The organism is Streptomyces sp. NPDC048185, assembly GCF_043202495.1.
Classification (GTDB): Bacteria; Actinomycetota; Actinomycetes; order Streptomycetales; family Streptomycetaceae; genus Streptomyces.
In genome coordinates, this window is record NZ_JBIDAN010000002.1 from 45,562 (window position 1) to 70,928 (window position 25,367).

The following is a 25,367-nucleotide window of genomic DNA, read 5'->3' on the forward strand; positions in this document are numbered from 1 at the left end:
GCCGCCGGTGTCGGCGGCCGGCCCTCCGGCATGGTCAGCGCAGGACGCGCAGCGCTCCGGGCAGCACCCTGGCCGTGACGGGGACGACGGCCTCCACCTCGCCGTCGGCGCCGTAGGGCACGGCCCGGTCGGCCTCGATCCGGATCTCCTTGCCGCGCAGGACGTGCACCTGGGGGCGGTGGACGTGGGCGCCGGAGGCGAGTTCGTTCATCAGGGCGAAGAAGAGCCGCCGCGGGGCGTGGTGGATCATCACCACCTCCAGCAGGCCGTCGTCCACCCGGGCGGCGGGGGCGATGAGGCGGTCGGAGCCGTAGTAGCCGGAGTTGGCGGCCACCACGGTGTAGCCGGTGAAGGTGTGCTCCTCTCCGTCGACGGTGACCCGGTAGCGCGGCGGGCGCCAGGTGGTGATCGCGCGCAGGGCGCCCGCGTAGTAGGAGGCGGTGCCGCGCAGCAGGCGCGCGTGGTTGGCGTGGCGGTTGGCGAGCGCGTCGACCCCCGCGTAGACACTGCCGAGCACGACGGTGCGGTCGTGGACGGCGGAGGTGACCTCGATGGTGTCGACGGGGCGCGGCTCACCGCGCAGCAGCAGCCCGGCGAGCGCTTCGGGCTCGGTGGGCAGGCGCAGCGCGCGGGCGAAGTCGTTGCCCCGGCCCGCCGGGACGAGGCCGAGTACGGCGCCGGTGCCGCTGAGGGCGCCGCCGATCCCGCCGGCCATCCCGTCCCCGCCGACGGCGAGCACGACCCGGCCCCGCTGTCCGGCCTCACGGGCGACGTCCCGGGCGTGCGCGAGGCTGCGGCTGTACTCGGTCTCCAGTTCGGCGCCGGCCTCCCGCAGCAGCCGCGCCACCCCGAGCAGGGCGGCGGCCGAGGTGGCGCCGCCCGCGGTGGGGTTGACGACGGCGGTGAACTGTCGCATCGATGTGCCTCCGGGCTGACGGGTGGTGCCGGACTGTTGTCCCACGGGACGGCCGGGGGCCGGCCGGCGGGGGCGTGTCGTTCGGGTCGCGGGGTGCCTGGGGGGTCGTCCGTATCTCGCCGGAGTCGCGGGGTCCGGCACGGGCCGGTTGCCCGGCACCGTTGCCCGGAGCCGGCCTGATCCGGACGACACCCGCTAGTCGCCGGGCAGGAGGACACCCGGGTTGAGCAGCCCGGCCGGGTCCAGGCGCCGCTTGACGGCTCGCAGGGCCTCGATGCCCAGGGGGCCCGCCTCCCGGACGTACCAGTCGCGGTGGTCGGTGCCGACCGCGTGGTGGTGGGTGATGGTGCCGCCGGCGGCGAGGATCGCCTCGTTGGCGGCTTGCTTGGCCCGCGTCCAGTGCGCCACGGCGTCGCCGCCCTGGGCGGAGACGACGGTGAAGTACAGGGAGGCGCCGTTCTCGTACACGTGCGAGATGTGGCACATGACCAGCGGCGGGGTGCCGGCCTCGGTGAGCGTCGTGGTGAGCGCGTCGCGGACGGCCGTGTACAGCCCGGGGATGCGGGACCAGTAGGCCGCGGTCTCCAGGGTCTCGGCCAGCGCCCCGGCGTCCAGCAGGGAGTCGCGCAGATAGGGCGCCGAGTACCGGCCGTGCGCCCACCGCTCCCCCGGTTCCGCGCCGGCGAACGTGCCGCCGCACTCGGCGAGAACGGCCGCCGCCGCTTCCCTGCGGTGCGCGGTGTCCCGTTCGGTGCCCTCGAAGCCGACGACGGCGAGGCATCCGGCGTCCTGTTCGGCGAGGGAGGCGCCGATGGCGTCGGGCTGGGCCAGGCCGATCAGGGTCTCGGTCTCGTCGGACAGCCTCAGCACCGTCGGACGCGGCCCGTCCTGGGCCAGCCGGCGCAGGGCGGCGGCGCCCTCGTCGAAGGAGGCGAAGCGCCAGCCCTCGTAGCGGCGGACGTCCGGCACAGGCCGGACGCGCACGGTCACGGAGGTGATGACGCCGAACGCGCCCTCCGAGCCCAGCACCAGCTGGCGCAGGTCGGGGCCGGCCGCCGAGCGGGGGGCGCGGCCCGTGTCGAGGGTGCCCTCGGGGGTGGCGAGGGTCAGGCCCAGCACCATGTCGTCGAAGCGGCCGTACCCGGCGGAGGCCTGACCGCTGGAACGGGTCGCGGCGAAGCCGCCGATGGTCGCCCACTCGTAGGACTGGGGGAAGTGGCCGAGCGTGTAGCCGTGTTCGGCGAGGAGGGCCTCGGCCTCGGGAGCGCGCAGGCCGGGTTGCAGCACGGCGGTGCGGGAGACCGGGTCGAGGTCGAGCAGGCGGTTCATGTGCCGCAGGTCCAGGGCGACGAAGGGGCCCGGCCGGCCGGGGGCGAGGCCGCCGACCACGGAGGTGCCGCCGCCGAACGGGACCAGCGCGAGGCCGTGTTCGGCACAGGCCCGCATGACCGCGAGCACCTCGTCGTGGCTGCCGGGCAGGACGACGGCGGCGGGGGTGTCGCGGACGTCGCCCTGCCGCATGCGCAGCAGATCGGGAGTGGACTTGCCACGGGTGTGCCGGACGCGCGACTCGGCGTCCGTGCGCACGCTGTCGGCGCGGTCGCCGACGGCGGCGAGCAGCGCCTGGCGGGCCGGGTCGTCCAGTGCGGCGGGGAGACCGATCTCCTCCAGGCGGACGGACGCGCCGGCGCTCGCCTCGACGCCGAGCACATCGCGCAGCAGCCCGGTCACGGTGTCGGGCAGCGGCGTCGCCCGGGCGGGATCGCCCCAGCCGTTCCACAGCATGTCCATCGCCTGTCGTCCTCACCGTCGATGCGGGGATGCCGCCCGTGCGGCCTCACTGGCGTTACACTGTTACACATGACGCCCAATCGTCACAACCATGCGAGCCGGCCGAACTCCTCGGACAACGACACGGTGCTCGACGCCGTACGCGACTGCGTCCTGGCCGTCGGCGTCCGCCGCACGACCATGACCGACGTCGCCCGTCGCGCCGGCGTCTCCCGGATGACGCTCTACCGGCGGTGGCCGGACGTGCGGTCACTGGTCGGCGACCTGATGACCCGGGAGTGGATCGCCGTCGCCACGGGGGCCGTCCCCGCACCCCGGCCCGGGCTGGACACCCGCCCGCGCATCGTGGAGGGGATGGTGGCGGGGGTGGAGGCGTTCCGTGCCCACCCGCTCTTCCGCAAGATCGTCGACGTCGACCCCGAGCTGCTGCTGCCCTACGTCCTGGACCGGCGCGGGGCGAGCCAGGAGGCCCTCCTGGAGCTGCTGGCCGCCGCGCTGCGGGAGGGGCACGCCGACGGGTCGGTCCGCGCGGCGCCGCCCGAGCGGCAGGCACGGTCCGTGCTGCTGGTCGTGCAGTCCTTCGCCCTGTCCCTGCGGACCATGACCGACGAGGACGACCCCGACCTGACCGCCGCGGCCCTCCTCGCGGAGCTGCGGACCATCCTCGAGAGGACCCTCACGCCATGAGCCCCACCAGCAGCCCCGCCGCCGGTGCCGCCCTGTCCGCCGCACGGCGTTCGCGGGAACTGACGGGCACCGTCGGCGGCCCGGTCGTCGACGTCCTGGTCGTCGGCCTCGGCGCGACCGGCGCCGGGGTCGCCCTGGACGCGGCGGCCCGGGGCCTCGACGTCGTCGCCGTGGACGCCCACGACCTGGCCTTCGGCACCTCCCGGTGGAGCTCGAAGCTCGTCCACGGCGGGCTGCGCTACCTCGCCTCCGCCCAGCTCGACGTCGCCCACGAGAGCGCGGTGGAGCGGGGCGTGCTGATGGAGCGCACCGCCCCGCACCTGGTGCGCGCCCAGCCGTTCGTGCTGCCGCTGACGCCCCTGGTCTCGCGTTCCCAGGCCGCGCTGGCCTGGGCGGGGTTCCGGGCCGGCGACACGCTGCGGCTCGCGGCGCGCACGGCCCGGGCGACGCTCCCCGCGCCCCGCCGGCTGTCCGCCGTGGAGACCCGCCACCTCGCCCCGGCGCTGCGCTCCACCGGACTGCGCGGCGGGCTGCTGTCCTGGGACGGCCGGCTCACCGACGACGCCCGGCTGGTGACCGCCCTGGCCCGCACCGCCGCCGCGCGCGGCGCCCGGATCCTGACCCGGGTACGAGCCCTGGAGCTGACCGGGTCCGGCGCCCGGATACGCGACGAGGTCTCCGGCGAGACCGGCGAGATCCGTGCCCGCGCGGTGATCAACGCCTCCGGGGTGTGGGCCGGCGGCCTCGTGGACGGCATCCGGATCCGGCCCTCCCGCGGCACCCACCTGGTGCTGCGCTCGGACCGCATCGGTCCGCTGCCCGCGGGGCTGCACGTCCCGATCCCCGGGGAGACCAACCGCTTCGTCCTGGTCCTGCCCCAGGGGGACGGCCGGGTCTACGTCGGCCTGACCGACGAGCCCGTCGACGGCCCGGTCCCGGACGTTCCCGAGGTGCCGGAGACCGACATCGGCTTCCTGCTCGACGTGCTCGGCTCGGTACTGGACGTGCCCGTCCACCGCGAGGACGTGGTCGGCGCCTTCGCGGGCCTGCGTCCGCTGCTGGACACCACGCCGCAGGACCGGGCCGGGGCCGGGGCCCGCACCGCGGACATCTCCCGCCGGCACGCCGTGCTCACCTCGGCGGAGGGCGTGACCACCGTGGTGGGCGGCAAGCTTACGACGTACCGGCGCATGGCCGAGGACGCCGTGGACGCCGCCGTCGCCGCCCGCGGTCTCACGGCCGGGCCCTCCACCACCGCCGCGCTGCCGCTGGTCGGCGCCGCCGCGCCGCACGTCCTCGCCGCACTGCGGGCGCCGCGCCGTCTGGTGCGGCTCTACGGCACGGAGGCACCGGCCGTGCAGGCCCTCGCCGACCTCGACCCCCGGCTCGGGGAGCGCGTCGTGCCCGGCCACCCGGTGACCGGGGCCGAACTGGTGTGGGCGGTGCGTCACGAGGGCGCGCTCGACGAGGCCGACCTGCTCGACCGGCGCACCCGCATCGGCCTGGTACCCACGGACCGGGCCGCGGCGCTGGCCACGGTTCGCGCCCTCGTCGCCGAGGCGACGGCCGCACAGGGCTGACCCGGGCCCGGCCCGGACCACGCGTGTGCGGCCCCTGCCGCCGGAAGCCGGCGGGCGCGGAAGGACGTGACCGCCCGGGCCGCCCGGCCGGCGGCCCGACAGGACCGACCCGGGCCCCGGACGCGCGGGCTCACCGGAACCGCGGCGGCACGCACATCGCGGCACCGCAGGCCGGGCCGGACCCGCGGGCCGCGGGCCGCGGCTCGGAGCACAGGTGCGTGCCCCCGGCCGGAGAGGCCCGGCGGGCACCGAAGGACGTGACCGGCCGCCCTGGCGGGGCGGCCGGTGACGGGCGGGTCAGGTGCCGGGCCGGCCGTCCTGGACGGCCTTGCGGACCTTCGCCTCGAGCTTGTGCCGGGACTGGCCCTCCTCCTTGACGTAGTCCGTCATCGCGGTCTGCGCGTCCCGGTCCAGGTCGCGCCATGCCCGTACGGCGGTCTCGTACGTCTGCGACTGCCGCCGGGTCCACTCCTGCTGCGTTGGAGGCCCGTACGAGTCGCGCAGTTCCTCGACCCGGTGGTGTGCCTGGTCCGCCGCGCGACGCTTCTGCACGAGCTCTTCGAAAGTGTGAGCCACCACACCTCGACCGTAGTCAGAGGGCGGCCATCGCGCGCGTCGAGCCTCCGCGGACCGCCCGGAGGTCCCTTTCCGGTCTGCACAACGGGCACACACGAACCCCGAAGGGCCTTAACATCAACCCACCGACGACGGCTTGGCATATGCGAGAGGTGAGGGAAGCGTGGCGGACATCGAGGGAGCGGCAGTACCCGAGCGGCTGCTGATCACCCGTACCACCACGGGCGGCGACGTCAGCGTCGTCACCCTCGCGGGAGAAGTCGATCTCGACGGCAGCAGTCAGCTCAGCGACGTCCTGCTGTCCTGTGTGCAGACGGCGCCGTGCACGGTGGTCGACTTCTCGGAGGTCGCCTTCCTGGACTCCAGCGGCATCAACGTGCTGATCACCGCCCACCAGGCCGCCGCGTCCCGTGGCGTCCTCTTCCGGCTGGCCGCGCCGCAGCAGGCCGTCCTGCGGGTCCTGCAGCTCGTCGGCGTGGACACGCTCATCCCCTGCTACCCCACCGTCGACCAGGCCCTGGCCGCCTGAGGGCGGCGGGCCCGTGCCGCCGGGGCGGGCGGGTCACCGCAGCGGCAGACGCGCGGAGACGGTCTTGCCGGTCGTGTGCGGCTTGGTGATGACCTCGTCGCACAGCCGCGTCACGATCTCCAGTCCGTGCCGGCCGACGCGCAGGGGGTCGCTCGGCAGGAAGGTGGGGAAGTCCTGCCCCGTGTCGGACACGGCGATCTCCACGCCGCCCTCCACCAGTGTCAGCTCCAGCCGGCACGGGCCGGGCGCGTGCCGGAGCGCGTTCGTCACCAGTTCGCTGGCGACCAGGCGGGCGGCGTCCAGGAAGGTGTCGGCCGTTCTCACGCCGGCGTCGGCGAGTCGCGCGACGAAGCCCTGGACGACGTCCCGGGAGGCCGGGATCATCGCCGATCCGCCCCTGAACTCCACCACGGTGGACACGGCAGGGGCGTCCGCGGCATCGGGGCTGTGCGCCGGAGTCATACAGAGCCTCACCGTCCGGTCCGGGCCGAGGAATGGAAGCGATGGCCGCGGTGACTCACGATACGCACCGAACCGGCCCAGCCCCTCACTTTGCCTCAACTTCCGCCGGACACACCGTGTTCCGGACGGGCGACGGGCACCGAAGGCCGCCGGAAACGGCGTTGACCGTCGTCCGCGGCGGTCGGTAATGTCGGCAGCGTGACTGCCGGGTCGGCCATGAGCCACACACGAGTGAGGGTCCCGGCCCCCGCGTGACCTCGCGGCGGGCCCGAGGCCCGCCTCCCGTCTCCACCACCTCGTTCCGGACGCCCCCACAGCGGGCGCCGCACCACCGAACCGAGACCGGAGACCTCCGACACCATGCCTGACGACCAGCAGCACCCGCACGCCCCTCAGTCGGCCGGCGCCGTGGAGCTGAACCACACCGCCGTCCTCGCCACGGACCGGCGGCTGTCCGCCGAGTTCCTCGCCGCGATCCTCGGGCTGGAGGTCGGCGCCCCGTTCGGCCCGTTCCTGCCCGTCGACCTCGGCAACGGCGTGACCCTCGACTACTACGAGCAGCGGGACGAGCCGATCCAGCCGCAGCACTACGCGTTCCTCGTGCCCGAGGAGCGGTTCGACGGCATGATCACCCGCCTGGACGCGGTCGGCGTCACCTACTACGCCGACCCCCGGCACACCGAACCCGGCCGCATCAACCGGCTGTTCGGTGGCCGGGGCGCGTACTTCGACGATCCGGACGGCCACAACCTGGAGATCATGACCCGGCCCTACGTCCGGCCCTGACGGCCCCGCGGGAGGCTCAGGAGGCGGTGCAGGGGCCGACGACCGGCGCGGCGGCGCTGCCGTTCTTCGCCACGGTGAACCCGAAGGTGGTCGACGCCCCGGCCGCCAGGGAGCCGTTCCAGCTCGGCCGCACCGTCATGACGTGGCCGCCGGCGTCCCAGGACGGCGAGCCGTTCCACGTGGCCGAGACCTGCTGCGGTGACGTCAGCGTGACCGTCGTCGACCACGAGGTGACCGGCTTGCTGCCGGCGGTGATGGTGACCTGGCCGTTGTAGCCGGTGTTCCAGTCCGCGGTCCGCGTGTAGGTGGCGGTGCAGCTCACCGTGCCGTCGCCTCCACCGTCTCCCCCGTCACCGCCGCCCGTGCCCCCGAGGGCGGCCAGGACCGCGTCGTACGCGGGCTTCTTGCCGTAGTCGCCGTCGAACAGCAGCGGGGTGCCGCCGCTGCGCCACGAGTACTTGTCGGTGACGCCCCAGACGGTGATGCCGGCGCAGCGGCTCACCGCGAGGCACGCCTCGGTCACCGTCCGGTAGCTGTTCGCCTGGGCGGTGCCGGAACCCTCGATGTCCAGCTCGGTGATCTGCACGTCGACACCGAGGTCGGCGAAGCGCTGGAGGTTGGCCCGGTAGTCGGACGGGACCGGGGAGGCGCTGTTGAAGTGGGACTGGAAGCCGACGCAGTCGATGGGCACGCCGCGCGACGTGAAGTCCTTGACCATCGCGTACACGGCATTGCTCTTCGCGTTGACGCCGTCGGTGTTGTAGTCGTTGTAGCAGAGCTTGGCGGCCGGGTCCGCGGCCCGCGCCGTGCGGAACGCCTCCTCGATGAAGCCGTCGCCCAGCTTGTCCTGGAAGGGTGAGCTGCGGCGGGCGCCGCTGCCGCCGTCCTGGAAGGCCTCGTTGACGACGTCCCAGCTGTGGATCCGTCCCTTGTAGTGGTCCATCACGCGGGTGATGTGGTTGTTCATCGCCGCGCGCAGGTCCGAGGCGCCCAGGCCGCCCACCCAGGAGGGCAGCTGGGAGTGCCAGACGAGGGTGTGGCCGCGGACGTCCATGCCCTGGCCCTCGGCGTGATTCACGATCTGGTCGGCGGCGCCGAAGGTGAAGGTGTTCCGGGTGGACTCGACGGCGTCCCACTTCATCTCGTTCTCGGGCGTCACCGAGGTGAACTCGCGGTCGAGGGTGGCCGCGTAGGCGGCCTCGCCGAGGTGGCCGGCGGCGACGGCGGTGCCGACGTAGCGGCCCTTGCCGGCCGCCGCGGAGCCGAGCGTGTCGGCGGCCTCGGCGGAGTGGGCCGCGGCGGTGAGCGCCGCCGCGGCGACGAGCCCGGCCGTGGCGGCTCTCCCCAGGCGCCGTAAAGACATGTACATGACATTCCTTCCTGTGTCGCGACAGTGCGGTGGGGGCTGAAGGTGCGCGGAGGAACGGGAACTACGAAAGTTTCGGACTTCTTTCCGAATGTCGCGGAGGAGGTTACGGACTCCCGTCCCCGGGGTCAACGCTCCTCACGACATGGCCGGATCCACCCGTCTTCAGGGCCAGAAGGCCCGGAGAACCGGAACACCTGGGGACGGGCCCGCGCCGGGCGTCCGCCGCCGATCGTGCGCCACCCGGACGGGCGCACCGGGCTGCCGGCCCTCCCGGGCGGGCAGTGCCGGGCGCGGGCCCGCCAGCCACGCCCGCTGACCGAGTCCCGGCTCGTTTCCGAGGCCGTCCTCGCGCAGCACACCGACGGACAGGGGGAACGGTCCGGCACACCGACGTCGACGACGGCTCACCGCGCTCCGGGTGGTCCTGGCCGAGGCGCTGCCTCCGCGGCGGGTCCCGGTGGCCGCGCGCTCGCGGGGGTGGCCGACCGGCTCACCGCGGCGGCACGGCACGCCACCGACCGCCCCGACGGCACCGTCCTCCTGCTCGCACCGCGCCGGCCCGGCCACGGGCCCGCCCTCCGGGACGCCGCCGTCCCCGCGGGTGCCCCTCGCCTCACGCGGCCCGGCAGTGTAGACATGGGCACATGGTCCGACTGATGGGTCGATCGGGAGAGCGGTCACCCCGTCGTCCCATCGGTTCGCTCGCCCGGCAGCGCGACGCGGACCGGTCACGGCGGGCAGCGGCCGCGGGGCGGCGGGGTCGAGTCACGGCTCTGCGGTCGGCGCTGTCCGGACGCAGCGTCGCCGGACAGGTCTTCGTGCTGAACGTGGTGATCGTGCTGCTGCTCGTGGTGGTGGCGGCGGTCTCGCTCGTGCTCCAGGTGCAGCACGACACCACCGTGGAGGCCCGCAACCGGTCGGTCGCGGTGGCCTCGTCGTTCGCGAACTCCCCCGGCATCGTCGAGGCGCTGCGCAGCCCCGACCCCACCGCGGTGCTCCAGCCGCGGGCCGAGGCGGCACGCGAGGCGACGGGCGTGGACTTCGTCGTCGTCCTGAACACCGACGGGATCCGCTACACCCATCCGGTCCCCGACCGCATCGGCAAGAAGTTCGTCGGGAACATCGCCCCCGCGCTGGAGGGGCAGACCGTCACCGAGGAGATCGACGGCACCATAGGCCGGCTGGTCCAGGCCGTGGTGCCGGTCGAGGCGCCGGACGGGAAGGTCGTCGGCCTGGTCTCGGCCGGCATCACGACGGAGAACGTGGGCGGCGCCGCCGACCGGCAGCTGCCGCTGGTACTGATCACCGCGGGCGTCGGCCTGGCCCTCGCCACCGCGGGCACGGCGCTGGTCAGCCGGCGGCTGCTGCGGCAGACGCACGGCCTGGGCCCGCACGAGATGACCCGGATGTACGAACACCACGACGCGGTTCTGCACTCCGTCCGGGAGGGCGTGCTCATCGTCGGCGGGGAGGGCAGGCTGCTGCTCGCGAACGACGAGGCGCACCGCCTCCTCGACCTGCCCGCCGACGCCGAGGGCCGGCACGTCCTGGACCTCGGGCTGCCGGCCGACACGGCGCGGCTGCTGGACTCCGGGCGGGTGGCCACGGACGAGGTGCACCTGGTCAAGGACCGGCTGCTGGCCATCAACCTGCGGCCCACGGACGAGCGGGGCGGCCCGCCCGGCAGCGTCGCCACCCTGCGCGACTCCACGGAGCTGCGGGCCCTGTCCGGCCGTGCCGAGACCGCCCGTGAGCGGCTGGACATGCTGTACGACGCCGGGGTGGGCATCGGCACCAGCCTGGACGTCACCCGGACCGCCGAGGAACTGGCGGAGCTCGCCGCGCCCCGGTTCGCGGACTACGTCACCGTGGACCTGTTCGACGCGGTGCTCAGCGGCGGCCAGCCGGAGGCGGTGACCCCACTGCGCCGCGCCGCGCTCAACGGCGTCGACGAGGAGGCGCCGCTGTACCCGGTGGGCCGGCAGATCCGCTTCGTGCCCTCCTCCCCGCAGGCCGAGACCCTGGCCACCGGCCGCCCGGTCCTGGAGCCGGACCTCGGCCGGGCCCCGGGCTGGCAGGCACAGGACCTCGAGCGCTCGGCGCAGATCGTGGAGTACGGCATCCACTCGCTGATCACCGTGCCGCTGCGCGCGGGCGCCCTGGTGCTGGGGGTGGTCGGCTTCTGGCGTTCCCGGCGGCCCGAACCGTTCGACGAGGACGACCTGGCGCTCGCCGAGGAACTGGTCGCGCGCGCCGCGGTCTCCATCGACAACGCGCGCCGCTACACGCGCGAGCACGGCATGGCGGTGACGCTCCAGCGGAGCCTGCTGCCCCGCAGGATGCCCGAGCAGAACGCCCTGGAGGTCGCCCACCGGTATCTGCCCGCGCAGGCCGGGGTGGGCGGCGACTGGTTCGACGTGCTGCCGCTCTCCGGTGCCCGGGTGGCGCTCGTGGTGGGCGATGTCGTCGGCCACGGTCTGCACGCCGCGGCCACCATGGGACGGCTGCGGACGGCGGTGCACAACTTCTCCACACTGGACCTGCCGCCCGACGAACTGCTCACCCTGCTGGACGAGCTGGTCGCCCGGATCGACCAGGACGAGGCCGCCGAGGACGGCAGCGCCCCGGTGACCGGTGCCACCTGCCTCTACGCGATCTACGACCCGGTCGCCGGCACCTGTGTGGTCGCCCGGGCCGGCCATCCGCCGCCCGCGCTGGTCCGCCCCGACGGCGGCGTGGAGTTCCCCGAGGTGCCCGCCGGACCCCCGCTGGGCCTGGGCGGTCTGCCGTTCGAGACGACCGAGCTGCGCCTGGCGGAGGGCAGCCGGCTCGTGCTCTACACCGACGGGCTCGTGGAGGACCGGGAGCACGACATCGACGTCGGTCTCGAACAGCTGCGCGGGGCGCTGGAGAGCGCGGGCGAGTCGCCCGAGGACACCTGCCGGGCCGTCCTCGACGCCCGGCTCCCGGACCGGCCGGGCGACGACATCGCCCTGCTCGTCGCCCGGACCCGCGTCCTGGGCCCGGACCGGGTCGCCGAGTGGCCGGTGCCGAACGACCCGGCCGCCGTCGGCGAGGTGCGTGCGCAGGTCACCCGGCGGCTGGCGGAGTGGGGGCTGGACGAGCTGGCGTTCACGACGGAGCTGATCCTGAGCGAGCTCGTCACCAACGCGATCCGCTACGGCGGTGAGACCGTCCACGTGCGGGTGCTGCGCGACCGCAGCCTGATATGCGAGGTGTTCGACAGCAGCAGCACCTCGCCGCACCTGCGCTACGCGGCCATGACCGACGAGGGCGGGCGCGGACTGTTCCTCGTGGCCCAGCTCGCCGAACGGTGGGGCACCCGCTACACGCCGGACGGCAAGGTCATCTGGGCGGAGCAGCCGGTGCCCTGACCGGGCCGAGCACCCGTCCGCCGGTACGAACACCAGGAGAATCCGTGAACCAACCGTCCCCCGGTCCGGCGCGCCCCCGGGGTGTCCTGCGCCGCGCCCTGCTCGCCCTGACCTCCGCGTCACCGGCGGCGGCGCTCCCGCTCCTGCGGACGTCCCGTGCGGCGCCGGGGCGCCGGCCGGGGCTCGACGACCCGGTGAAGAAGGAGATCGCGATGCGCCTGGTGTCGAGCGCCGAGAACTCCTCGCTCGACTGGAAGGCGCAGTACGCCTACATCGAGGACATCGGGGACGGCCGCGGTTACACGGGAGGCATCATCGGGTTCTGCTCCGGCACCGGGGACATGCTCGACCTGGTGGAGCTCCACACCGGTCGCAGTCCGGGCAACGTGCTCGCGCGTCATCTGCCCGCGCTGCGCGAGGTGAACGGTTCCGACTCGCACCGCGGCCTCGACCCGGACTTCCCCGGGGACTGGCGCCGGGCCGCCCGCGAGGCGGAGTTCCGCCGGGCGCAGGACGACGAGCGCGACCGCGTGTACTTCGGCCCGGCCGTCCGGCAGGCCACCGAGGACGGGCTGCGGGCGCTCGGCCAGTTCGCGTACTACGACGCGATCGTGATGCACGGCGGCGGCGACGACCGCGCCGGCTTCCCCGCGATCCGCGAGCGGGCCCTTCGCCAGGCCCGGCCCCCGGCCCGCGGCGGTGACGAGGCGACCTACCTGCACGCCTTCCTCGACGCCCGGGTGTGGGCGATGCGGCAGGAGGCGGCGCACAGCGACACGAGCCGGGTCGACACGGCACAGCGCGTCTTCCTGCGTGCGGGCAACCTCGACCTCGACCCGCCGCTGCACTGGCGGGTGTACGGCGACAGCTACCGCATCGACTGATCGCGCCGGACACGGCGGCGGGCCGCGGAAGGGGCCGTGAGCCCGCTCCCGCGGCCCGCCGCGGTTACCGCTTCGCCGCCGCCGGCGTCAGTGCCGGAAGGCGTCCTTGCCCTTCTCCTTGGCCTGGCGTGCGTCGCCCTTCGACTGCTCGGCGCGGCCCTCGGCCGTCATCCTCTCGTTGCCGACGGCACGCCCCGCCGTCTCCTTCGCCTTCCCCTTGGCCTGTTCCATCTTGGCCTTGGACTTCTGGTTGCCGGCCACGTGCGCTCACCTCACGGCGTAGGTTGCGATGTCCTGCCCTGCGGGTCGCCCGTCCCGGCGGCGCCAAACCCGCGGGCTGATCCGGGGACCGCCGGGTACAAGGACGGCGTACGTGGAGGACAGACCCCGACCCGGAGGACGTCATGGCCGGAATGCTGAACCGGATCAAGGAGTTCGCGCGCAGCCCGCAGGGCCGCCGGGCGGCGGAGCAGGTGCGCCGCGCCGCCGCGGACCCCCGCCGCCGTGCGCAGGCGCAGGAGATGTTCCGCAAGTTCGGCAAGCGTCGCTGAGCGGACCGGGAGGGTGCCCGGCGGGCCGGCCCCTCAGCCCTGCCCGGCATGGGTGTGGCTGTGGGCCGCCTCCGGCGGGCAGCCGTCCTCGTCGTGGCGGTCGCGGCGCCAGTCGAGGACGGCGACGGTCAGGGCGCACAGCATGGCGGCGACACCGGAGCCGACCGACAGCGCCATGGCCTCGTGGTAGTCGTCGTGGGTGGCCTTCAGCGTCAGGTAGAACAGTCCCGGCAACGCGGCGGTGCCCACGGCGCCGCCGAGGCGCTGTCCCGTCTGGAGGGCCCCGCCGGCCGCGCCGGCCATCCGCACCGGAACGTCGCGCAGCGTCATGGTGATGTTCGGGGAGATCACGCAGCCGCTGCCGAGCCCGCCCACCAGCAGTGCCGGGGCGGCGAACCAGGCGGCGCGGTCGGACGGCGCGAGCCACAGCACCAGCGCGGTCGTCCCGAGCCCCGCCATGACGGCGACGAGTCCCCAGACGGTCAGCAGCCGGCCCAGCCGCTCCACGAGCCGGCCCGCCACGGCCGCAGCGGTGGCGGAGCCCACGGCGAACGGGGTCACCGCCAGTCCGGACATGAGCGGTGAGAATCCCAACCCGTTCTGGAAGAAGAGCGCGAAGACGAGCCAGACTCCGCTGAAGCCGACGAAGTACAGGGCGCCCAGACCCGCGCCGGTGGCATAGCCGCGGGTCTCGGTGAGCAGTCCGGGGTCCAGCAGCGGCTGCCCGCCACGGTGGGCGACGCGGCGCTCCCAAGCCGCGAATCCGAGCAGCACCAGCAACCCTGCCGGGAAGAGCCACCACGAGCGGCGCACCCCGCCCGCCTCGGCGAGCACCAGCGGCAGCATCACGGCGAGGATCCCGGCCCCCAGGAGCGCGACGCCCAGCGGGTCCAGGCGTCCCCGGCCGCCGGGCGCGACCCGCGGCAGCAGGCGGAGGCCGAGCAGGAGCGCGAGCACGCCGACGGGCACGTTGACGTAGAAGATCCACCGCCAGCCCTCGGGCCCGGCCAGTGCGAGGATCACTCCGCCGACGACCGGCCCCACGGCGCTGGAGACACCCACGGTGGCACCGAAGAGGCCGAAGGCGCGCCCGCGCTCGGCGCCGCGGAAGAGCTGCTGGATCAGGGCCGAGTTCTGCGGCGCGAGGCTGCCCGCGGCGACTCCCTGGGCGAGCCGGGCGGCCACCAGCAGCCCGATGCCGGGCGCGGCCCCCGCCGCGGCGCTGAACACCACGAAGGCGGCGAGGGCGACGAGGAACACGCGGCGCCTGCCGAACGCGTCGCCGATCCGGCCGGCCGTCACCAGGGTCAGGGCGAACGCGAGGGCGTAGCCCGACACGACCCACTGCACGGACGCCGCGGAGGCGTGCAGTTCCCGCTGCATGGACGGCAGGGCGACGGCGACGATCGTCACGTCAAGCAGGGTCATGAAACCGGCGACCAGCGTCACCCACAGGGCCCGCCACCGGTTCGGTTCCGGGCGGTCGTCCGGACGCTGCACGGGGGCTCCCCTCAGGAGGTGGACGGGGGCGCGGCGGCTGCGCCCCACGCCTGCGTCACCCGTGACCGGAGGTTCAAACCCGGGTCACAAAGCCGAGCCATGAGATCCCATAAGCCGTCCTTATGGCCTCATAGACGGGACCCGCGTACCGACTTAGGCTTGCCTCAGCTTAGGCTTCCCCGAGAGTCGATCTGTTACCGCTCGAAGGGAACCTGAACATGCCCCGCCCTCTGCGGGTAGCCATCGTCGGATCCGGCCCGGCCGGGATCTACGCCGCCGACGCCCTGCTCAAGTCCGAGGTGGCCGCCGACCCCGGCGTGTCCATCGACATCTTCGAGCGCATGCCCGCCCCGTTCGGGCTCATCCGCTACGGCGTCGCCCCCGACCATCCGCGGATCAAGGGCATCATCACCGCCCTGCACCAGGTGCTCGACAAGCCGCAGATCCGTCTCTTCGGCAACGTGGACTACCCCACCGACATCAGCCTGGACGACCTGCGCACGTTCTACGACGGTGTGATCTTCGCCACGGGCGCCACCGCCGACCGGGCGCTGTCCATACCCGGTATCGATCTCGACGGCTCCTACGGCGCCGCCGACTTCGTGTCCTGGTACGACGGCCACCCGGACGTGCCGCGCACCTGGCCGCTGGAGGCGGAGAAGGTCGCCGTCCTCGGCGTCGGCAACGTCGCCCTCGACGTGGCCCGCGTCCTCGCCAAGACGGCCGACGAGCTGCTGCCGACCGAGATCCCGCCGAACGTCTACGAGGGCCTCAAGGCCAACAAGGCCCTGGAGATCCACGTCTTCGGCCGCCGTGGCCCGGCGCAGGCGAAGTTCAGCCCCATGGAGCTGCGGGAGCTGGACCACTCCCCCAACATCGAGGTCATCGTCGACCCCGAGGACATCGACTACGACGACGGCTCCATCGCGACCCGGCGCGGCAACAAGCAGGCCGACATGGTCGCCAAGACGCTGGAGAACTGGGCGATCCGGGACGTCGGCGACCGGCCGCACAAGCTGTACCTGCACTTCTTCGAGTCGCCCGCCGAGATCCTCGGCGAGGACGGCAAGGTCGTCGGTCTGCGCACCGAGCGCACCGCGCTGGACGGCACCGGCAACGTCAAGGGCACCGGAGAGTTCAAGGACTGGGACGTCCAGGCGGTCTACCGGGCCGTCGGCTACCTGTCCGACCAGCTCCCCAAGCTGCCCTGGGACCTCGACTCCGGCACGGTGCCGGACGAGGGCGGGCGCGTCGTCCAGGAGTCCGGCGAGCACCTGCAGTCGACGTACGTCACCGGCTGGATCCGGCGCGGCCCGGTGGGCCTGATCGGCCACACCAAGGGCGACGCCAACGAGACGGTGTCGAACCTGTTGGAGGACTACGCGGGCGGCCGCCTGCACACGCCCGCCTCCCCCGGCCCGGAGGCCGTGGACGCCTTCCTCGCCGAGCGGAACGTCCGCTTCACCACCTGGGACGGCTGGTACCGCCTGGACGCCGCGGAGAAGGCGCTGGGCGAGCCGCAGGGGCGCGAGCGCGTGAAGCTCGTCGAGCGCGAGGACATGCTCAGGGAGAGCGGCGCCTGAGCCGTGGACGACCGGGCGCGGGGGGGGGGGGGGGGGCGCCCGCCCCGGCCCCCCGGGCGGGGCCGGGGGGGGGGCGGGGGGGGGGGGGCGGGGGGGGGCCCCGGCGGGGGGGGGGGGGGGTGGCGCGGGGGGGGGGGGGCGCCGGCCCGGGGGGGCGGGGGGGGCGGCGGGGGCCCGCGGGGGGGGGGCGGGGGGGGGGCCCCCCCGGCCCCGCGCCCGCGTTTCGCGCCGTCGGGCCGAGGGGTGTCAGACCTCCAGCTCGTTCTCGATACGGCGCAGCTGGTGCCGGGCCATCGCCAGGTTGGCGCGGCTGCCGTCGAGCACGAGGTAGAGGAACAGCCCGTTGCCGCCGCGGCCCTTGAGCAGGCGGATCAGGTGGTACTGGCTGTTCAGGGTGATCAGGATGTCCTCGATCTCCTCCTTCAGACCGAGCAGTTCCATCGTGCGCAGCTTGGCCCGCACGACGTCGGTGTTGCCCGCGGCGGCGACCTCCAGGTTGAAGTCCTTGGTCCCGCCCAGCGTTCCGAGGGCCATGCCGCTGGTGTAGTCGACCAGTGCCGCGGCGCTCGCTCCGTCGATCGAGCTCAGGCATTCCTTGAGCGAGGTCTCCAGGTTGGCCATGCGTGGGTTTCCTTCCGTACGTGATAGGTGGACACCTGACCGGAGGTCAGGTGGGCCGGCGGTGGCCGCCGGCCTGGGGGCGTGGTTCGTGTGCGGGGCGTTGCGGGGTGCGCACCGGCAGGGTGCCGATCGGCCGCGCCGGGTCGGCCGGCGTGGTCGTGGCGTGCTCGCCCGCCACCGTCCGGTCGCCGGTGCGGGCGCGGTCGTGACCGATGTGGGCGGCGACCAGTTCGCCGATGCGGGCGCCGCTGCGCCGGCCCTCCAGGTGCAGTCGTCCCACGTTGACGCGGCCGTCGGCGAGCAGGGTGAGCACGGCGGCCGGTCCCGCCGCGTAGGTGGCGACGTAGCCGTCGGCCCCGCGCAGCAGCAGTTCGCGGAAGCCGCCGCGTGCGGTGGCCTCGGCCATGCGGTGGGCGACGCCGAGCGCGGCGGCGGTGAGCGCGGCGAGGCCCTCGGGTTCGGTGCCCGGCGCGTCGTGGGCCAGCACCAGCCCGTCGACGGTGGCCGCGAGCGATCCGGTCAGCTGGGGCACGCGGTTGCGCAAGCGGTGCAGTTCGTCCAGGACGTCGCTCTCGACGGCCATGATGAGCAGTCTCCTTTCGGCACGCTGGCGACGCGCGCGGATCACAGGGCCTCCAGGGCGTCTCGAAGCCGTCGCAGCAGGGCCGTGTCCGGGTCGTCCCAGGCGGCCGGGTACGCCTCCTGGCCCGCCGCGGCCGGCGCGGGTGTGCTCGGTGCGGCGGTGACGAGTCCGTCGGCGGCCAGGCGGCGCAGTTCGACGAGGGTGTGGTAGGTGCGGCAGGCGAGGGAGGCGGCGATGTCCGCGGCGGTGCGCACGCCGTCGACCTGGGTCAGGGTCCGCCCGCGCCGGGCCGGCAGGTCACCGGTGTCTGCTCCGGGCACCCGGGTGAGCGGCACGACGTCGATGTCGGGGTCCGGCCAGATGCGCTCCAGCAGGGCGCGGCGGCGGCGCGACTCCCGCACGACGGTGTCCACGGGCACGGACCGCACCTTGCCGAGCCAGTGCAGGGCGCCGGGCCGGAAGCGGTGCGCGCGCGTGTCGTGGGCGAGGACGAAGTACGCGGCGTCGAAGAGGGCGCCCAGGTGGCACACCTCCAGGGCGCCGGCGGCGAGCCGGCCGCTGTGCACCAGGCGGTCGCCGACCCGGTGCTGGACGCCGCCCCGGTCGACCGCCTCCCACCAGCCGTCCGGCGGGACGGCGCCGCTGCGGGTGAGCAGCGCGCCCAGGTCCGGGGTGAGGGCCGACTCCACGTGCACGACGCGGCCCGCGGAGAGGTAGACGATGCCGCGTTCGCCCGACAGGGCGCCGGTCGCACCTTCGGCCGCCAGGGTGCCGAGCGCTTCGGTCGTCGTCCCGTGCTCGGTCCAGGCCGTCGTCGACGCCGTCATCCGAGCACCAGACGATCGGCCATCTCGGCCAGCCGGATGCGTGCCAGGGCGAGGTTTCCGTCGTTGCGGTCCAGCCAGAGGTGGAGGAAGACGGTGCTGTCGAAGGGGGTGCTGACGAATCTGAGCAGGTGGTAGGAGTCCGCCGTCGTGACGATCATGTCCTCGACCGGTGGTTCCTTCTCGGGCACGGCGGCCTCGCCGGCGGGTGCGAGGGAACCGCTCTCCGCGACGTGCCGGGCGAGTTCGGCGGTCTCCGCCGCCGTCGCCTCCGCGTCGCCGCCCGGCGCGTCACCGACCGCGCCGAGGGCGAGTCCGCTGATCCAGTCGACCAGCGAAGCGCCCCGGGCACCGGGCAGTCGCATGGCTTCCAGCAGACTCTCGTCGATTCCGGGCACGCCGGATCCCCTCCCCCTGCACGGCTGTACCGCGAACGTGACGCCGAGACTACGGAAAGTGCACGCGTCCGGTGAGGGCTTTGGCATTTTCCAGAGGAACGTGCCCGCGGTGCGGCATACTGCGACGTTTCGGCACGGTGGAGGAGGGGGCGCGGGCAGGCCCGCGCCCCGGTGCGGATGGTGGGCGGGACCTGTCCGCGCGGACCATTGTGCGGACGGACCGGAACGCTCCGCCACGAGTGCACGACGCCGCCTCGGGTGCGCGCCGCACACCCGGTGCGAACACCGGCGCACCGGCGCGAACGCGGGCGCGCAGGCGTGGACGCCCCGCTACGGGCAACCCGCCGGGACATGGCAGAACAGCGCCCTCCCCACGACGGGAAGCACACACCGGACCAGGACCGCGCGGCGGACGGCGAGGCACCCGAGGACTACGGTCCCGGCGCCTCCACCGAACGTGCCGCTCCCGACTCCCCCACACAGCTGCCGAAGCGCTCGTGGTCGGCGCTGCTGCGGCGCGTTCTGTCCGAGTTCAAGGACGACGAGCTCACCGATCGCGCCGCCGCCCTGACCTACTACGGCGTCCTGTCGCTGTTCCCGGCCCTGCTGGTGCTGGTCTCGCTGCTGGGGATCGCCGGGCAGTCCGCCACCCAGGAGGTGCTGGACAACATCCAGAAGCTCGCCCCTGGATCCGCGCGGGACGTCATCACCGACGCGGTGAAGCAGTTGCAGGCCAGGGCGGGGCTCGGCTCCGTTCTCGCGGTGGTCGGTCTGCTGGGTGCCGTCTGGTCGGCGTCCGGCTACGTGGCGGCGTTCATCCGCGCGGCCAACGCGGTCTACGACGTGCCGGAGGGCCGGCCGGTGTGGAAGGTGCTGCCGCTGCGGGTGGCGCTGACCGTCGTGCTGCTCCTGCTGGCCGTGGTCAGCGCGCTCATCGTGGTGTTCACCGGCACGCTGGCCCGGCAGGCGGGCACCGCGCTCGGCGTCGGCGACACCGCGCTGACCGTGTGGTCCATCGCCAAGTGGCCCGTCCTGGTGCTGCTGGTCACGTGCATGATCGCGCTGCTGTACTGGGCCACCCCGAACGCCCGGGCGCGGGGCTTCAAGTGGATCACGCCGGGCAGCGTCATCGCCCTGCTGGTCTGGCTGGTGGCCTCCGCGGGGTTCGCCTTCTACGTGGCGAACTTCGGCTCGTACAACAAGACGTACGGCACGCTGGCGGGCGTCATCGTCTTCCTGGTCTGGCTGTGGGTGACGAATCTGGCGATCCTCCTCGGCCTGGAGTTCGACGCCGAGCTGGCCCGGCAGCGCGTCATCGACGGCGGCCACCCGCCCGAGGACGAGCCGTACGTCGAGCCCCGCGACACGCGGGCCTGGGACGCGGCGGACCGGCGGCGCGCGGCGTCACCGGACGAGTGACGCCGCACGGCCCCGGGTACGCCCCCGTGCGCGCCACCCGGCACGTCAGCCGTGAGCAGGCCCGCGCCGACGGTGTGCCCGGCGCCGGGCGGCCGCGGCGCCACGGGAGGCGGTCGGCCCGGCGGCCGGAGCGCGCCCCGGCCCGGTGACGGCACGGCCGTCGAGTCGGGTGCCCCGTACCCCGCCGGCGGACGCACGCCCCGGGCGCACGCCTCGGAGGCACGAGAGGCGGCAGCCGGCCGACGGGCCGGGCCAGTGCCCGGTCTAAGGGAGGATCGAGTCGACGTAGCCCCCGTCGACCCGCACCGCCGCGCCGGTCGTGGCGGACGCCTGCTCCGAGCTGAGGTAGACCACCAGGTTGGCGATCTCCTCCGGCTCGATCAGCCGCTGGAGCAGCGACTGCGGGCGGTGTTCGCGCATGAAGACGCGCTGCGCCTCCTCCCAGGGCAGGTCGCGGTCGACCAGCTGGTACACGAAGTCCTCGACGCCCTCGGTGCGGGTCGGTCCGGCGATGACGGAGTTGACCGTGACACCGCTGCCGGCCGCCTCCTTGGCGAAACCGCGGCTCACCGCCAGCAGGGCCGTCTTGGAGACCCCGTAGTGGATCATCTCGGCCGGGACGACCACGGCCGAGTCGCTCGCGATGTACAGCACCCGGCCCCAGCCCCGTTCCCTCATCCGGGGGAGATGGGCGCGCGTCAGCCTGACGCCCGCGAGGACGTTGATCTCGAAGTAGCGGCGCCACTCGTCGTCGCTGATCTCCAGCGCGGGCACCGCGCCGAAGATGCCGAGGTTGTTGACCAGGATGTCCACCTCGGGCAGCGCCCGCAGGGCCCGCTCGGCGCCCTCCTCGGTGCCGAGGTCGGCGGCGACGGGGACGAACTCGCCCTCGGGCACCGCGGCCCGCAGCTCGCCGACGCTCTCCGCCAGCCGGGCGGCGTCGCGTCCGTTGACGCCCACCGTGGCACCGGCCCGGGCCAGCTGGGCGGCGATCGCCGCCCCGATGCCCTGCGAAGAGCCGGTGACCAGCGCGGTCCGTCCGCCGAGGTCGAGGTTCATCGGATCACTCCCTGTCGTGCCGTGCGGTCCTCCGCCGTCCTCGCGCCCAGCCTCGCCCACGAACGTCCTCCGGCACCGGCGGGCCGCGCCGGACGGGGTACGCGCACGCCCGGTCGGCGGACCCCGGGTGATCTCCGGCGGCCCGCGGCGACGATACTGGCCTTCCACCCCTGCTCCCGCCTCACAGATGGACTCATGCCGACCTCTCCCAGCGCCCGCCCCACGACTCCACCCACGGTGTGGCCGGCTCGCGGCCGCCACGTCGGATCCGCCGCGGAGGACACCGTCCGGCGCACCCTGCGACGGCTCAAGGACAGCGGCGTCCTCGACGACTTCCAGGAACTGCCCGAGGGCCCGGCCGAGGGCGACGCCCCCGGCGTACGGGTGTTCGAGGCACGCTGGAAGGCCGGCGGGACCGTCACCGTGCGCGCCCGGCTGACGCTGTCGCCCGGCTCGGCGGGCGGACAGGAGTGGACCCTGCTCGCGGAGGCCGAGGAGGTCTGGGACCCCGCCTGGCCGTCGCCCGCCACCATGTTCTGGCCCGAGGACCCCGACGTCACCTGGGACCGCGACGTCGCCACCGGCCTGCGGCTGCGGGGGATCAACACCCTGCCGGACGACGACAAGGCCGTACGGCGGCTGATCAAGGAGGCGGGCCGCGGGGCGTGGAACATCCACGTCGTCGTGCACGAGGCGATGACCCCCGACCACCGCGGCCGGGTGCCGCTGGCGGAGCGGCTGCCCGCGAGTCTGCGCCACCGCGTGGTCGAGCACCGCGCGGCACCGCAGCAGCTGCGGGTCGTCAACTGGGCGCTGGAGGACTTCGGCGTCCAGGTGCCGCGCGGCGGCGCGGTGATCCTGCCGGGCACCCCGGCCCCTGCCGACTACGACGCCCAGGACTTCTCCGTCCGCAGCGTCTTCCTGGACGGCACCGAGCCCGTCGACCTCATCGCGGCGGTGACGGCCTTCGCGGCGCTGCCCCGGCCGCTCGTGGACGGCGCCGAGGAGGCGCTCAGGGCCCTGCGCGAGGACTGGCGGCTGCTGACCCTGGAGGAGGAACTGGCCCGCGAGCGCAAGCTGGTGGCGATGTACGCCGAGGCGCTTGAGGCCATGACCCAGTCCCGCGACCTGTACCGGGAGGCGGCCGAGCGCGCGGCCGAGGCGCTGGCCGCGTTCCGGGAGTCCGCCGGTCCGGCCCCGGCCGGGCCGCGGCCGTCCGAGACACCGGCGCCGTCCCCGCTGCGGGGGCTGACCCGGACCCTGGAACGGTTCAGGAACGCCGGCCGGGTGGCGCGCCCCGAGGCCGGCGGCCGGGAGACCCCGCCGTCGGCCGGGAGCGGCGCCTGACGACCTCGGGCGGCCCGGGCGGGCCGGGCGGGCCGGGCGGGCCGGGCGGGCCGGGCGGGCCGGGCGGGCCGGGCGGGCCGGGCGGGCCGGGCGGGCCGGGCGGGCCGGGCGGGCCGGCGCATGTCAGCCGAACAGCGGGAAGCGGTTCGCGTCGGTTCCCAGGGCCCGCCGTTCGTCCCCGGTGAGACCGGCACGTCCGGTGGCGGCGCGGGCGTAGTGCTCGTCGCTCCAGTCCAGCGGGACCGGGCGGCCCAGCAGACCGTCGAGGGTGGCGCGGACGGCGCCCAGCCCCGCCGGTGACGGGCCGGGCGCGGCGGCCAGGGCGACGGTCAGGTCGAGGTGGTGGACGGTCGCCTCGACGCCGAGGGTCGTCAGCAGGTCCCCGGCGGTCAGCACGTGCCCCTGGGTGCGCACGGGGCGGCGGGGATCGGCCGTCGCCGCGGCCGTCACGGTGGCCGCGGCCGTCTCCAGGTACGACTCCTTCAGCTGTCCGAAGTCCGGGAACATGCTCGCCGCGACCCGGTTCCAGCGCCGTCCGCGGGCCGCGCCGACGGGGTCGGGTGCCCAGTCCCGCCAGTAGGTGACGGCGTCCCGGTCGGGCTGCTGACCGGCCGGGGTGTGCAGCGCCACCAGTGCCCGCTGCGCGTCCGCGAGCAGGTGGAACACCAGATCGCGCACCGCCCATCCGGTGCAGTCGGTCGGCAGCCAGGACTCCTCGTCCCCGAGGGGGCCGACGACCTCGGCCAACGCCCCGTACGCGTCGCGCACGACGCGGACCGGGCCCGGTTCCCTGCGGTCCTCGTGTTCCGTGGTCATGGCGCCACCCTAGGCCGTACCGGGCGGCGCACGGCCCCGGCGAGGACACCCTCAGGTGTCAGTCGGCGCGACGTGGATACGCGGTCTGCACAGCAGCACGGCCCGTCCCGGAAGGTCAGCGACGCCATGGACAGCCAGCATCGGAGCGCCTCCCCAGCTCCCCGCACGTCCGAGCCGTCCCGCTCGGACACCACCCTGCGGGTCAACGGCAAACCCCACACCCTCACCGTCGACCACCGTCGCGTCCTGCTGGACCTCCTGCGGGAGGACCTCGGGCTCGCGGGCGCCAAGAAGGGCTGCGACCACGGACAGTGCGGCGCCTGCACGGTCCTGGTGGACGGCCGGCGCGTCAACAGCTGCCTGCAGCTGGCCGTCGCCCTCGACGGCTGCGAGGTCACCACCGTCGAGGGCCTCGCCGGGGACGGCGAGGAGCTGCATCCGCTGCAGCGCGCGTTCCTGGAGCGCGACGCCTTCCAGTGCGGCTACTGCACCCCCGGCCAGATCTGCTCCGCGGTCGGCGCGCTCGCCGAGGCACGGGCCGGTCACCCTTCCCACGTCACGGACCCGGCCGCACCCTCCGGCCGGCCCGTGCCGCTGGACCGGGACGAGATCCGGGAGCGGCTCAGCGGCAACCTGTGCCGCTGCGGGGCCTATCCGCGCATCGTCGACGCGGTCGAGGACGTGATCCCGTGAAGCCCTTCGCCTACGTACGGGCGGGCAGCGTCGAGGAGGCCACCGACGCGTTCGCCGCCCACCCCGGTGCCCGCTACCTCGGCGGTGGCACCAACCTGGTCGACCTGATGAAGCTCGGCGTCGAGACGCCCGCCGCGCTCGTCGACGTCACCCGGCTGCCGCTGGACGCGGTGGAGGAGCTGCCCGACGGTTCGCTGCGCGTAGGCGCGATGGTGCGCAACAGCGACCTCGCCGCCCATCCGGTCGTGCGCGACCGCTACCCTGTCCTGTCCCAGGCCCTGCTGGCCGGCGCCTCGGGGCAGTTGCGCAACGCCGCGACGACCGGCGGCAACCTCCTGCAGCGCACCCGCTGCCCCTACTTCCAGGACCTGTCCAAGCCGTGCAACAAGCGTGCGCCCGGCACCGGCTGCGGCGCGCTGGAGGGCGTGCACCGCGACCACGCGGTGCTCGGGCAGTCGGAGCTGTGCATCGCCACCCATCCCTCGGACATGGCCGTGGCGCTGGCCGCCCTCGGCGCCCGCGTGGAGCTGTACGGCGCGGAGGGCGCCCGCAGCGTGCCCGCCGCCAAGTTCCACCGGCTGCCCGGCGAGCACCCCGAGCGGGACACCGAGATCCGCCCCGGCGAGCTGATCACCGGCGTCGTCCTGCCGGCCGCCACCGCCGGGCTGCCGTCGGCCTACCGAAAGGCCCGGGACCGGGCGTCGTACGCCTTCGCGCTGGCCTCCGTCGCCGTCGTGCTGCACCTGGCGGACGGCGTGGTGGACCGGGCCGGCATCGCGTTCGGCGCGCTCGCGCACCGGCCCTGGCGGGCCCGGCTGGCCGAGGACGCGCTGCTCGGGGCGGCGCCCACGACGGCCGCGTTCGAGCATGCCGTCGACCTGGAACTGCGGGCGGCCCAGCCGCTGCGGGACAACGCCTACAAGGTGCCGCTGGCCCGCCGGCTCGCCCTGGACGTACTGGGCCGGCTGGCGCCGCCCGCCACCACCTGACACCGGCGT

The 25,367-nt window shown here is 74.6% G+C and carries 25 protein-coding genes; 12 read left to right on the forward strand and 13 right to left on the reverse strand.

Annotation, left to right across the window (positions count from 1 at the left end; genetic code table 11):
* Positions 1-34 precede the first annotated feature (34 nt).
* Both ACGF3H_RS06110 and ACGF3H_RS06115 read right to left on the reverse strand, forming a co-directional pair.
* Positions 35-916: a YegS/Rv2252/BmrU family lipid kinase gene (locus ACGF3H_RS06110; protein ID WP_362499775.1), complete on the reverse strand. Its 882-nt coding sequence runs from the start codon at positions 914-916 to the stop codon at positions 35-37.
* Positions 917-1,111: 195 nt separating this feature from the next.
* On the reverse strand, positions 1,112-2,707 hold the full coding sequence (locus ACGF3H_RS06115; protein WP_362499776.1) for an FAD-binding oxidoreductase: 1,596 nt from the start codon (positions 2,705-2,707) through the stop codon (positions 1,112-1,114).
* Positions 2,708-2,776: 69 nt separating this feature from the next.
* Here ACGF3H_RS06115 and ACGF3H_RS06120 point away from each other — a divergent pair, with 69 nt between their 5' ends.
* Both ACGF3H_RS06120 and ACGF3H_RS06125 read left to right on the forward strand, forming a co-directional pair.
* Positions 2,777-3,394, forward strand: coding sequence for a TetR/AcrR family transcriptional regulator (locus tag ACGF3H_RS06120; RefSeq protein ID WP_362499777.1), 618 nt, complete (start codon positions 2,777-2,779; stop codon positions 3,392-3,394).
* Positions 3,391-4,974, forward strand: coding sequence for a glycerol-3-phosphate dehydrogenase/oxidase (locus ACGF3H_RS06125; RefSeq protein WP_362499778.1), 1,584 nt, complete (start codon positions 3,391-3,393; stop codon positions 4,972-4,974). Before ACGF3H_RS06120 ends, ACGF3H_RS06125 begins: the two co-directional genes overlap by 4 nt.
* Before the next feature lie 297 nt (positions 4,975-5,271).
* On the opposite strand, the gene ACGF3H_RS06130 is transcribed toward ACGF3H_RS06125, so the two are convergent.
* Positions 5,272-5,550 carry a hypothetical protein gene (locus ACGF3H_RS06130; protein WP_362499792.1) on the reverse strand — a complete coding sequence of 93 codons (279 nt, stop codon included), beginning with the start codon at positions 5,548-5,550 and terminating at the stop codon, positions 5,272-5,274.
* A 163-nt stretch (positions 5,551-5,713) separates the two neighbouring features.
* Here ACGF3H_RS06130 and ACGF3H_RS06135 point away from each other — a divergent pair, with 163 nt between their 5' ends.
* Positions 5,714-6,079, forward strand: a complete 366-nt coding sequence (locus ACGF3H_RS06135) for an STAS domain-containing protein (RefSeq protein ID WP_362499779.1) — start codon at positions 5,714-5,716, stop codon at positions 6,077-6,079.
* A 33-nt stretch (positions 6,080-6,112) separates the two neighbouring features.
* Here the strand turns inward: ACGF3H_RS06135 and ACGF3H_RS06140 are convergent, their stop codons facing one another.
* Complete coding sequence (locus tag ACGF3H_RS06140; protein ID WP_393816461.1) at positions 6,113-6,541, reverse strand: ATP-binding protein; 429 nt, start codon at positions 6,539-6,541, stop codon at positions 6,113-6,115.
* Between the two features lie 360 nt (positions 6,542-6,901).
* On the opposite strand from ACGF3H_RS06140, the gene ACGF3H_RS06145 reads away from it, so the two are divergent.
* Positions 6,902-7,327, forward strand: a complete 426-nt coding sequence (locus ACGF3H_RS06145) for a VOC family protein (protein WP_362499781.1) — start codon at positions 6,902-6,904, stop codon at positions 7,325-7,327.
* Positions 7,328-7,343: 16 nt separating this feature from the next.
* On the opposite strand, the gene ACGF3H_RS06150 is transcribed toward ACGF3H_RS06145, so the two are convergent.
* Positions 7,344-8,696 carry an endo-1,4-beta-xylanase gene (locus tag ACGF3H_RS06150; RefSeq protein ID WP_362499782.1) on the reverse strand — a complete coding sequence of 451 codons (1,353 nt, stop codon included), beginning with the start codon at positions 8,694-8,696 and terminating at the stop codon, positions 7,344-7,346.
* A 644-nt stretch (positions 8,697-9,340) separates the two neighbouring features.
* Between ACGF3H_RS06150 and ACGF3H_RS06155 the strand changes: the two genes are divergently transcribed.
* Together ACGF3H_RS06155 and ACGF3H_RS06160 are read left to right on the forward strand one after the other, a co-directional pair.
* Positions 9,341-12,091 carry a SpoIIE family protein phosphatase gene (locus ACGF3H_RS06155; RefSeq protein WP_362499783.1) on the forward strand — a complete coding sequence of 917 codons (2,751 nt, stop codon included), beginning with the start codon at positions 9,341-9,343 and terminating at the stop codon, positions 12,089-12,091.
* Between the two features lie 44 nt (positions 12,092-12,135).
* Positions 12,136-12,975: a chitosanase gene (locus ACGF3H_RS06160; protein WP_362499784.1), complete on the forward strand. Its 840-nt coding sequence runs from the start codon at positions 12,136-12,138 to the stop codon at positions 12,973-12,975.
* Between the two features lie 87 nt (positions 12,976-13,062).
* Here ACGF3H_RS06160 and ACGF3H_RS06165 read toward each other — a convergent pair whose 3' ends face one another.
* A complete protein-coding gene (locus tag ACGF3H_RS06165) occupies positions 13,063-13,236 on the reverse strand; it encodes a CsbD family protein (RefSeq protein WP_362499785.1) in 174 nt (57 codons plus the stop codon).
* A gap of 143 nt (positions 13,237-13,379) precedes the next feature.
* Here ACGF3H_RS06165 and ACGF3H_RS06170 point away from each other — a divergent pair, with 143 nt between their 5' ends.
* Positions 13,380-13,526, forward strand: a complete 147-nt coding sequence (locus ACGF3H_RS06170) for a hypothetical protein (protein WP_362499786.1) — start codon at positions 13,380-13,382, stop codon at positions 13,524-13,526.
* A 33-nt stretch (positions 13,527-13,559) separates the two neighbouring features.
* Here the strand turns inward: ACGF3H_RS06170 and ACGF3H_RS06175 are convergent, their stop codons facing one another.
* Positions 13,560-15,026 carry an MFS transporter gene (locus ACGF3H_RS06175; protein ID WP_362499787.1) on the reverse strand — a complete coding sequence of 489 codons (1,467 nt, stop codon included), beginning with the start codon at positions 15,024-15,026 and terminating at the stop codon, positions 13,560-13,562.
* A 218-nt stretch (positions 15,027-15,244) separates the two neighbouring features.
* Between ACGF3H_RS06175 and ACGF3H_RS06180 the strand changes: the two genes are divergently transcribed.
* Complete coding sequence (locus ACGF3H_RS06180; RefSeq protein WP_362499788.1) at positions 15,245-16,609, forward strand: FAD-dependent oxidoreductase; 1,365 nt, start codon at positions 15,245-15,247, stop codon at positions 16,607-16,609.
* A gap of 246 nt (positions 16,610-16,855) precedes the next feature.
* Here the strand turns inward: ACGF3H_RS06180 and ACGF3H_RS06185 are convergent, their stop codons facing one another.
* Genes ACGF3H_RS06185 through ACGF3H_RS06200 form a run of 4 tightly spaced genes read right to left on the reverse strand, consistent with a single transcriptional unit; the run spans position 16,856 to position 19,035 of the window.
* Positions 16,856-17,230: a hypothetical protein gene (locus tag ACGF3H_RS06185; protein ID WP_362500632.1), complete on the reverse strand. Its 375-nt coding sequence runs from the start codon at positions 17,228-17,230 to the stop codon at positions 16,856-16,858.
* A 46-nt stretch (positions 17,231-17,276) separates the two neighbouring features.
* Positions 17,277-17,813, reverse strand: coding sequence for a roadblock/LC7 domain-containing protein (locus ACGF3H_RS06190; protein WP_362500634.1), 537 nt, complete (start codon positions 17,811-17,813; stop codon positions 17,277-17,279).
* Between the two features lie 41 nt (positions 17,814-17,854).
* A complete protein-coding gene (locus ACGF3H_RS06195) occupies positions 17,855-18,640 on the reverse strand; it encodes a hypothetical protein (RefSeq protein WP_362500636.1) in 786 nt (261 codons plus the stop codon).
* On the reverse strand, positions 18,637-19,035 hold the full coding sequence (locus ACGF3H_RS06200) for a hypothetical protein (RefSeq protein ID WP_362500638.1): 399 nt from the start codon (positions 19,033-19,035) through the stop codon (positions 18,637-18,639). The genes ACGF3H_RS06195 and ACGF3H_RS06200 overlap by 4 nt, the downstream gene beginning before the upstream one ends.
* Positions 19,036-19,386: 351 nt before the next feature.
* On the opposite strand from ACGF3H_RS06200, the gene ACGF3H_RS06205 reads away from it, so the two are divergent.
* A complete protein-coding gene (locus ACGF3H_RS06205) occupies positions 19,387-20,454 on the forward strand; it encodes a YihY/virulence factor BrkB family protein (protein WP_362500640.1) in 1,068 nt (355 codons plus the stop codon).
* A gap of 264 nt (positions 20,455-20,718) precedes the next feature.
* Here ACGF3H_RS06205 and ACGF3H_RS06210 read toward each other — a convergent pair whose 3' ends face one another.
* On the reverse strand, positions 20,719-21,513 hold the full coding sequence (locus ACGF3H_RS06210) for an SDR family oxidoreductase (RefSeq protein ID WP_362500642.1): 795 nt from the start codon (positions 21,511-21,513) through the stop codon (positions 20,719-20,721).
* Between the two features lie 195 nt (positions 21,514-21,708).
* On the opposite strand from ACGF3H_RS06210, the gene ACGF3H_RS06215 reads away from it, so the two are divergent.
* Positions 21,709-22,860, forward strand: a complete 1,152-nt coding sequence (locus tag ACGF3H_RS06215) for a hypothetical protein (protein ID WP_393588625.1) — start codon at positions 21,709-21,711, stop codon at positions 22,858-22,860.
* A gap of 123 nt (positions 22,861-22,983) precedes the next feature.
* On the opposite strand, the gene ACGF3H_RS06220 is transcribed toward ACGF3H_RS06215, so the two are convergent.
* Positions 22,984-23,676: a maleylpyruvate isomerase N-terminal domain-containing protein gene (locus ACGF3H_RS06220; RefSeq protein WP_362500393.1), complete on the reverse strand. Its 693-nt coding sequence runs from the start codon at positions 23,674-23,676 to the stop codon at positions 22,984-22,986.
* 126 nt (positions 23,677-23,802) lie between these two features.
* On the opposite strand from ACGF3H_RS06220, the gene ACGF3H_RS06225 reads away from it, so the two are divergent.
* Both ACGF3H_RS06225 and ACGF3H_RS06230 read left to right on the forward strand, forming a co-directional pair.
* A complete protein-coding gene (locus ACGF3H_RS06225; RefSeq protein ID WP_362500394.1) occupies positions 23,803-24,369 on the forward strand; it encodes a 2Fe-2S iron-sulfur cluster-binding protein in 567 nt (188 codons plus the stop codon).
* Positions 24,366-25,358: a xanthine dehydrogenase family protein subunit M gene (locus ACGF3H_RS06230; protein WP_362500395.1), complete on the forward strand. Its 993-nt coding sequence runs from the start codon at positions 24,366-24,368 to the stop codon at positions 25,356-25,358. The genes ACGF3H_RS06225 and ACGF3H_RS06230 overlap by 4 nt, the downstream gene beginning before the upstream one ends.
* The last annotated feature ends 9 nt before the right edge of the window (positions 25,359-25,367 follow it).

What these genes read in the sequence shown, in the direction of transcription:
- ACGF3H_RS06110 (WP_362499775.1), bottom strand. Translation starts at nt 916, where the DNA reads ATGCGACAGTTCACCGCCGTCGTCAACCCCACCGCGGGCGGCGCCACC.
- ACGF3H_RS06115 (WP_362499776.1), bottom strand. Translation starts at nt 2,707, where the DNA reads ATGGACATGCTGTGGAACGGCTGGGGCGATCCCGCCCGGGCGACGCCG.
- ACGF3H_RS06120 (WP_362499777.1), top strand. Translation starts at nt 2,777, where the DNA reads ATGACGCCCAATCGTCACAACCATGCGAGCCGGCCGAACTCCTCGGAC.
- ACGF3H_RS06125 (WP_362499778.1), top strand. Translation starts at nt 3,391, where the DNA reads ATGAGCCCCACCAGCAGCCCCGCCGCCGGTGCCGCCCTGTCCGCCGCA.
- ACGF3H_RS06140 (WP_393816461.1), bottom strand. Translation starts at nt 6,541, where the DNA reads ATGACTCCGGCGCACAGCCCCGATGCCGCGGACGCCCCTGCCGTGTCC.
- ACGF3H_RS06145 (WP_362499781.1), top strand. Translation starts at nt 6,902, where the DNA reads ATGCCTGACGACCAGCAGCACCCGCACGCCCCTCAGTCGGCCGGCGCC.
- ACGF3H_RS06150 (WP_362499782.1), bottom strand. Translation starts at nt 8,696, where the DNA reads ATGTACATGTCTTTACGGCGCCTGGGGAGAGCCGCCACGGCCGGGCTC.
- ACGF3H_RS06155 (WP_362499783.1), top strand. Translation starts at nt 9,341, where the DNA reads ATGGTCCGACTGATGGGTCGATCGGGAGAGCGGTCACCCCGTCGTCCC.
- ACGF3H_RS06170 (WP_362499786.1), top strand. Translation starts at nt 13,380, where the DNA reads ATGGCCGGAATGCTGAACCGGATCAAGGAGTTCGCGCGCAGCCCGCAG.
- ACGF3H_RS06180 (WP_362499788.1), top strand. Translation starts at nt 15,245, where the DNA reads ATGCCCCGCCCTCTGCGGGTAGCCATCGTCGGATCCGGCCCGGCCGGG.
- ACGF3H_RS06185 (WP_362500632.1), bottom strand. Translation starts at nt 17,230, where the DNA reads ATGGCCAACCTGGAGACCTCGCTCAAGGAATGCCTGAGCTCGATCGAC.
- ACGF3H_RS06190 (WP_362500634.1), bottom strand. Translation starts at nt 17,813, where the DNA reads ATGGCCGTCGAGAGCGACGTCCTGGACGAACTGCACCGCTTGCGCAAC.
- ACGF3H_RS06195 (WP_362500636.1), bottom strand. Translation starts at nt 18,640, where the DNA reads ATGACGGCGTCGACGACGGCCTGGACCGAGCACGGGACGACGACCGAA.
- ACGF3H_RS06205 (WP_362500640.1), top strand. Translation starts at nt 19,387, where the DNA reads ATGGCAGAACAGCGCCCTCCCCACGACGGGAAGCACACACCGGACCAG.
- ACGF3H_RS06210 (WP_362500642.1), bottom strand. Translation starts at nt 21,513, where the DNA reads ATGAACCTCGACCTCGGCGGACGGACCGCGCTGGTCACCGGCTCTTCG.
- ACGF3H_RS06215 (WP_393588625.1), top strand. Translation starts at nt 21,709, where the DNA reads ATGCCGACCTCTCCCAGCGCCCGCCCCACGACTCCACCCACGGTGTGG.
- ACGF3H_RS06220 (WP_362500393.1), bottom strand. Translation starts at nt 23,676, where the DNA reads ATGACCACGGAACACGAGGACCGCAGGGAACCGGGCCCGGTCCGCGTC.
- ACGF3H_RS06225 (WP_362500394.1), top strand. Translation starts at nt 23,803, where the DNA reads ATGGACAGCCAGCATCGGAGCGCCTCCCCAGCTCCCCGCACGTCCGAG.